Origin of the sequence: Geminisphaera colitermitum TAV2 (assembly GCF_000171235.2) — a bacterium.
Classification (GTDB): Bacteria; Verrucomicrobiota; Verrucomicrobiia; order Opitutales; family Opitutaceae; genus Geminisphaera; species Geminisphaera colitermitum.
In genome coordinates this window covers 1-5,029 of record NZ_ABEA03000208.1, presented here as the reverse complement: position 1 = coordinate 5,029, position 5,029 = coordinate 1, and the positions used below count along the sequence as shown (strand labels likewise).

5 protein-coding genes are annotated in these 5,029 nt (G+C 61.3%); 3 read left to right on the top strand and 2 right to left on the bottom strand.

Going from position 1 to position 5,029, the window contains the following annotated elements:
* Positions 1-10 precede the first annotated feature (10 nt).
* Entirely contained in the window at positions 11-928 is a 918-nt protein-coding gene (locus OBACDRAFT_RS23995; RefSeq protein WP_232767744.1) for an SNF2-related protein, read from the bottom strand.
* Positions 929-1,092: 164 nt separating this feature from the next.
* On the opposite strand from OBACDRAFT_RS23995, the gene draG reads away from it, so the two are divergent.
* The 3 genes from draG to OBACDRAFT_RS23980 all read left to right on the top strand — a co-directional run bounded on the left by draG (position 1,093) and on the right by OBACDRAFT_RS23980 (position 4,311).
* A complete protein-coding gene (draG, locus tag OBACDRAFT_RS23990; protein WP_043589647.1) occupies positions 1,093-1,989 on the top strand; it encodes an ADP-ribosyl-[dinitrogen reductase] hydrolase in 897 nt (298 codons plus the stop codon).
* Between the two features lie 104 nt (positions 1,990-2,093).
* Positions 2,094-2,675, top strand: coding sequence for an FmdB family zinc ribbon protein (locus tag OBACDRAFT_RS23985; protein WP_043589644.1), 582 nt, complete (start codon positions 2,094-2,096; stop codon positions 2,673-2,675).
* 637 nt (positions 2,676-3,312) lie between these two features.
* Positions 3,313-4,311 (top strand): formylglycine-generating enzyme family protein, encoded by a 999-nt coding sequence (locus OBACDRAFT_RS23980; RefSeq protein ID WP_043589642.1) that lies wholly within the window; start codon positions 3,313-3,315, stop codon positions 4,309-4,311.
* A gap of 207 nt (positions 4,312-4,518) precedes the next feature.
* Here OBACDRAFT_RS23980 and OBACDRAFT_RS23975 read toward each other — a convergent pair.
* Positions 4,519-5,029 (bottom strand): transposase (locus OBACDRAFT_RS23975; RefSeq protein WP_043589640.1); only part of this gene is annotated, 511 nt, incomplete at its 5' end.

Sequence of the window (5,029 nt, the reverse complement as noted above, 5' to 3'; positions counted from 1 at the left end):
TCAACGACCACTATGTCCCAGCCGGCGGCGATGGCCTGGGCGCGGCGGCGGGCGTCGGTAGTGAGAAATCCAATACTGCACAGCACGAGTTGGGCGGCGAGGAAGGGGTTTGGCTGGCGGTCTTGTTGTCCATCGGTGTTCGCGTCGGCGGCGGGGGGGGGGGAGGAGGGTTGTCGGAGGCTGCGCTTTGTTCGCAGGCGAGGCAGCGTTCTTCGTCGTAAATGCTGAACCAGAGGTTGAAGCGGCGCAGGAGTTCGACGAACCACTGGTGGGTGAGGGATTCGGGGACGAGGATGAGGACGCGGCTGGCTTTGCCGATGGCGAGCAGGCGTTGCAGGATGAGGCAGGCTTCGATGGTTTTGCCGAGACCGACTTCATCGGAGAGGAGTACGCGGGGGATCTGGCGCGAGGAGACTTCGTTGAGGATGTAGATTTGGTGCGGGATGAGTTCGAGGCGTCCGCCGAGGTAGCCGCGCACGTCGGATTGGCGGAAGCGGGCCTGTGCTTGGAGTGTGCGCAGGCGCAGGTCAAAAACTTCTCCGGGCTCGACTTGGCCGGCGAGGAGGCGTTCGGGCGGGGAACTGATGCTGGTGATGTCGGAGAGTTCGTCTTCGCGGACGCGGCGGGGGGGATGGGGGGGGCGGGAGGCGGCGAGGTAAACGAGGAGGCCGGGGGCTTGCGGGTCTTCTTCGACGGATTCGACGTTGAGGGTGGCGCCGTCGCGGGTGGTGAGGGTGTCGCCGGGGTTGAATCGCACGCGTTTGAGCACGGTGGTGCCGAGGGCGTAGAGGCGGCTTTCGCCGGTGGCGGGGTAACCGACTCCAATGCGGCCTTGCGCGCGGTCCACGCTCGTGACGAGTCCAAGGCCAAGCTCTGGCTCGCGCTCACTCATGCAACGTTGTCCGATTTGTCCAATGGTTTCCGACATGCCGCGCATGTGGCCGAGGGAGGCGGAGTTTTCAAAGAGTTTTTCACTTATTTCCTGATCTTACGCTGATGTTACCCGCTGACGTGGCGCGGGCAGCTGTCTTCAGAGGCGGCGAAATGGGGAGTTTCGTTGGCACGGGAAAAGCATCGGGGCGGGGGCACACAATGAATGTCCCTTCTCTCTATGAACGCGCCTTGGGCGCTTATCTGGGCTTCGCCGCCGGCGATGCGTTGGGGGCGACGGTCGAGTTTATGACGGCCGGGGAAATCAAGGCGGTGCATGGCGTGCTCGCTACGATCAAAGGGGGGGGCTGGCTGCGGTTGAAGCCGGGTCAGGTGACGGACGACACGCAGATGTGCCTGGCGGTGGGCGATGCCATGCTGGAGAGCGGCGGGTGGAATGCGCGGGCGGTGGCGGATGCGTTTGTGCGGTGGTTGCAGAGTCGTCCGGTGGACGTGGGCAACACGTGCCGGCGCGGCATCCGAAGGTATTTGCAAACGGGAACGTTGTGCGGCGCCCCGGCGGAGGAGGACGGCGGCAACGGGGCGTTGATGCGCAATCTGCCGGTGGCATTGGGGACGCCGTTGGCCGGGGGGGGCGACGAGGTGTTTGCGCGACGGAGCATCGAGCAGGCGCGGATCACACATGGTCATGTATTATCGGATACGGCGACGGTGGAATTAGGGCGGATGACGCGGGTGTTGCTGGGGGGCGGGGGGCAGGAGGCGTGCCGGCGGCTGGCGGACGATCTGGTGAAGCGGCATCCGGTGTTTGATTTCGAGCCGTGGCCGGGGAGAACGAGCGGTTACGTGGTCGATACGGTGCAGACGGTGCTGGATGCGTTTTTCCGCACGGGAGGTTTTGAGGAGTGCGTGGTGGATGCGGTCAACCGTGGTGGAGATTCGGATACAATCGGGGCGCTGGCCGGACAGCTTGCGGGAGCGTTGTGGGGAGTGGATGCGATCCCGGACCGCTGGCTGGCAAAGCTGGATGGCGCGGTGAAAAAACAGATCGAGCGGCAGGTCGGTGGATTGCTCCGGCTGGGCGGCCGGCCGGTGTGAGCGGGACGGCGTGGCACGGCGGGCGGGGTTGCTGGTGATGTCAGGCAGGTTTTGACATGGCGGGCACGACGCCAACATTGCGCGTTGTTCACCCGTTTTACGTTATGCCGATTTACGAGTATTACTGTCCCGACAATCACACGGTTTATCAGTTTTTCGCCAAGACGCTCGCGCAGGGCACCACCACGCCGAAGTGTCCGGATAATCCTAGGTTTCGCATGGAAAAGCTCGTGTCGCGGTTTGCGGTCACATCGGGTGCCGGGGAGGGCGATCAGGCGGAGGGCGCAGGCAAGGCGGGCGGCGATGCGAGCGGAGTGGGTGGCGATGATGCGCGGATGGAATCCGCCATGCAGGAGATGGAGCGCGAGTTCTCCAACGTGGATGAGAATGATCCGCGAGCCATGGGTCGCATGATGCGCCGGATGGCGGAGTTGAGCGGTGAGAAGATCGATGGCGAAATGGAGGAGGTGGTGCGCAAGCTGGAAGAGGGTCAGGACCCGGAGGCGCTGGAGGAGCAGTTTGGCGATCTCGGAGGGGGGGGGGGGGATGATATGGAGGACGGAATGGGGGGGAGGGCGGATGCCGGGGAAAAACAAGAAGGCAACGCCGAGGCGTCACGGAAAATGCGATACAAGGTGCGGCGGGGCGCACCACGCCGCGATCCGCAGTTGTATGATTACGAGTGAGGGGGGGGGTAGGGGCGTCGCTTGCGACGCCCGCGCACGCCGGACAAATTTACCGAATACCAGAAGAGCAGTCGCAGGCCGAAACGCAGTCGCGGGCGTCGCAAGCGAAGCCCCTACGCGTGAGGCAAAAACTATTTTCAAAATATTTTCTATTTTAACTCATTGATTACTAGCGATTGATTCCCCGAGTCAGGTCTTTGCCCGACTTCACCTACCTCCTTTGATGTGTTACGGTCTGCCCTTCACTTCCGTATCGCGCTGCTCGCTCTCCGCAACATGCCCAACCGCAACACCACTTCCGCAACGACTTCCGCAAGCGTCGCGCCGCGGTTTGCCTCGGAAGATGCAAGAGAAATATTACGTAAGTCATTGGTAATTAAAAAAATACACTCACCCCCCCCCGGGGGGGGTGGGATAAATTTAACTAATCGGAAAGCCGGTCCGGCCCCCCGGCGCGGCGACCGGGGACGCCCGCCCGCCCGGCGGGGATGCCCGCGCACGCAACGGGGGTTCCCGGAGGCGAAGCGGACATTCCCGATTTCTTTCCGGGAAAGTTCGGAAAGCTTCCGGGAAAGCCATCTCCCCCCTGCGCCCCGCCCCCGTTGAAACAGTGAAACAGTGAAACGGTGAAATAACCATGGATACACACACGACAAAGACACGCACCACCGCCCTGCTGGCGGCTGCAATGATAACGCTGGGGGCCGCGACAACGGCCTTCGCCGCAACTCCAGGATCGCAGCTCATCACCATGCCGACCGTGACGGTCGGCGACATCGGCAACCCGGCGAACCCGGCCCCCTACGACGATATGCCTGGCTTCGGTTCGGTGAGCTACGAGTATCAGATCGGGAAGTATGAGGTGACAAATAGCCAGTATGCGGCGTTTTTGAATGCTGTGGATAGCACTGGGGCAAACACGTATAATCTCTACATCAGCGATATGAGTAGCAGCATCTATGGCGGCATCACGTGGAACAGCAGTTTGGGCCGTTACGAGGTGAAGGCGGGGTTCGACCTGAAGCCGGTGGTTTACGTATCGTTTTACGATGCGGCGCGGTTTGTGAACTGGCTGACGACCGGAGACACGGAGAACGGACTTTACGTATTCAGTGCGAACGGTTTGACGATCACGAGTAATCCGGACCACGCGACAAGCACCGGCTGGGCAATCGCGAGCGAGGACGAGTGGTATAAGGCAGCGTATTATGATCCGAATAAAGGAGGAGCCGGAGGCTATTGGGCATATCCGACGCAGAGCGATAGTATTAGTGACTGTCAGGCTAATTTTTATAATGGTTGGGATGAGCCGGTACTGATGGAGGTAGGCAGTTTTGTGCCGAGCGCGTACGGGACATTCGATCAGGGGGGCAACGTGGTGGAATGGAATGATACGCTTATATACGAAGGAGTTGAACGTGGGTACGGAACTGACCGTGTGATGCGTGGCGGTGCGTTCGACGGCTTCGAGGACGAACTCGCCACTTCGTCCATCGGCAGCGGCGTCGATCCCGCTGGCTATTACTACGGCCTCGGTTTTCGCGTCGTGTTGCTCGGCCAAGTGCCCGAGCCGGGGACGTATGCGGCGCTGGCCGGGCTGGCGATGTTGGTTTACGCCGCGCTGCGCCGCCGCTGATTGGTAACGGAGGGCGGGTCTCCCGACCTATAAGCGCTAACATGTTAAGATTTGATGAGGATACGGTGGGGGATGCGCTTGCGAGGAGGGTAGCCGAGGGAACCGCGTAGGCGATGGCCGCAGAGAAGGAAGAGGCTTAGGGAGAGAGGGATGGCCAGACAAGAGAGGAGACAATCGCGAGCGAAGACAAACTCAGTCCATCTGGAGTTAGTCAGGGAGGATGAATCCCCAGGGGGAAAAAACCTCTGATTGGAGGAGGGATTTTTCGATGAGCAAGCAGGTGAGTAATTTGGCTTGGAGCCATGAGCGGGAGCTGAGGGGGTCTTTTTTTGGGACGTGGCCAGTGTTCAGGAGTGATTTGAGGCGTTTGAAAGCCAGTTCGATCTGCCAGCGCAGGCGGTAGAGTTGGAGGATGCCGCGGGAGTCCAGGCAAGAGGAGGGCAGGGAAGTGACAACGACAATGTAATCAGCCATGCACAGGCACTGGCAGGAGGGTTTGCGGCCGTTTTTTTTGGCGCTGAGCCTGATTTTGGCTCGTTCGCGTTGGGCGGCCTGTGGGCTGACGCGAAGGGCGCACAGGCGCAAGGCGGTGCCGTCCTTGAGGAAGACGGGCAGTCCGGAGCACTGACGGGAACGCAACTGGGCCAGCCATGCGGGAACGTCCAGCGCATGCCCCTGCTGGTCAAACAAGGGCAGACTGGTGCTGTGCCAGCGTAAC

Coding starts and splice junctions, on each gene's coding strand:
- draG (WP_043589647.1), top strand. CDS start 1,093: ATGAATGTCCCTTCTCTCTATGAACGCGCCTTGGGCGCTTATCTGGGC.
- OBACDRAFT_RS23985 (WP_043589644.1), top strand. CDS start 2,094: ATGCCGATTTACGAGTATTACTGTCCCGACAATCACACGGTTTATCAG.
- OBACDRAFT_RS23980 (WP_043589642.1), top strand. CDS start 3,313: ATGGATACACACACGACAAAGACACGCACCACCGCCCTGCTGGCGGCT.
- OBACDRAFT_RS23995 (WP_232767744.1), bottom strand. CDS start 928: ATGTCGGAAACCATTGGACAAATCGGACAACGTTGCATGAGTGAGCGC.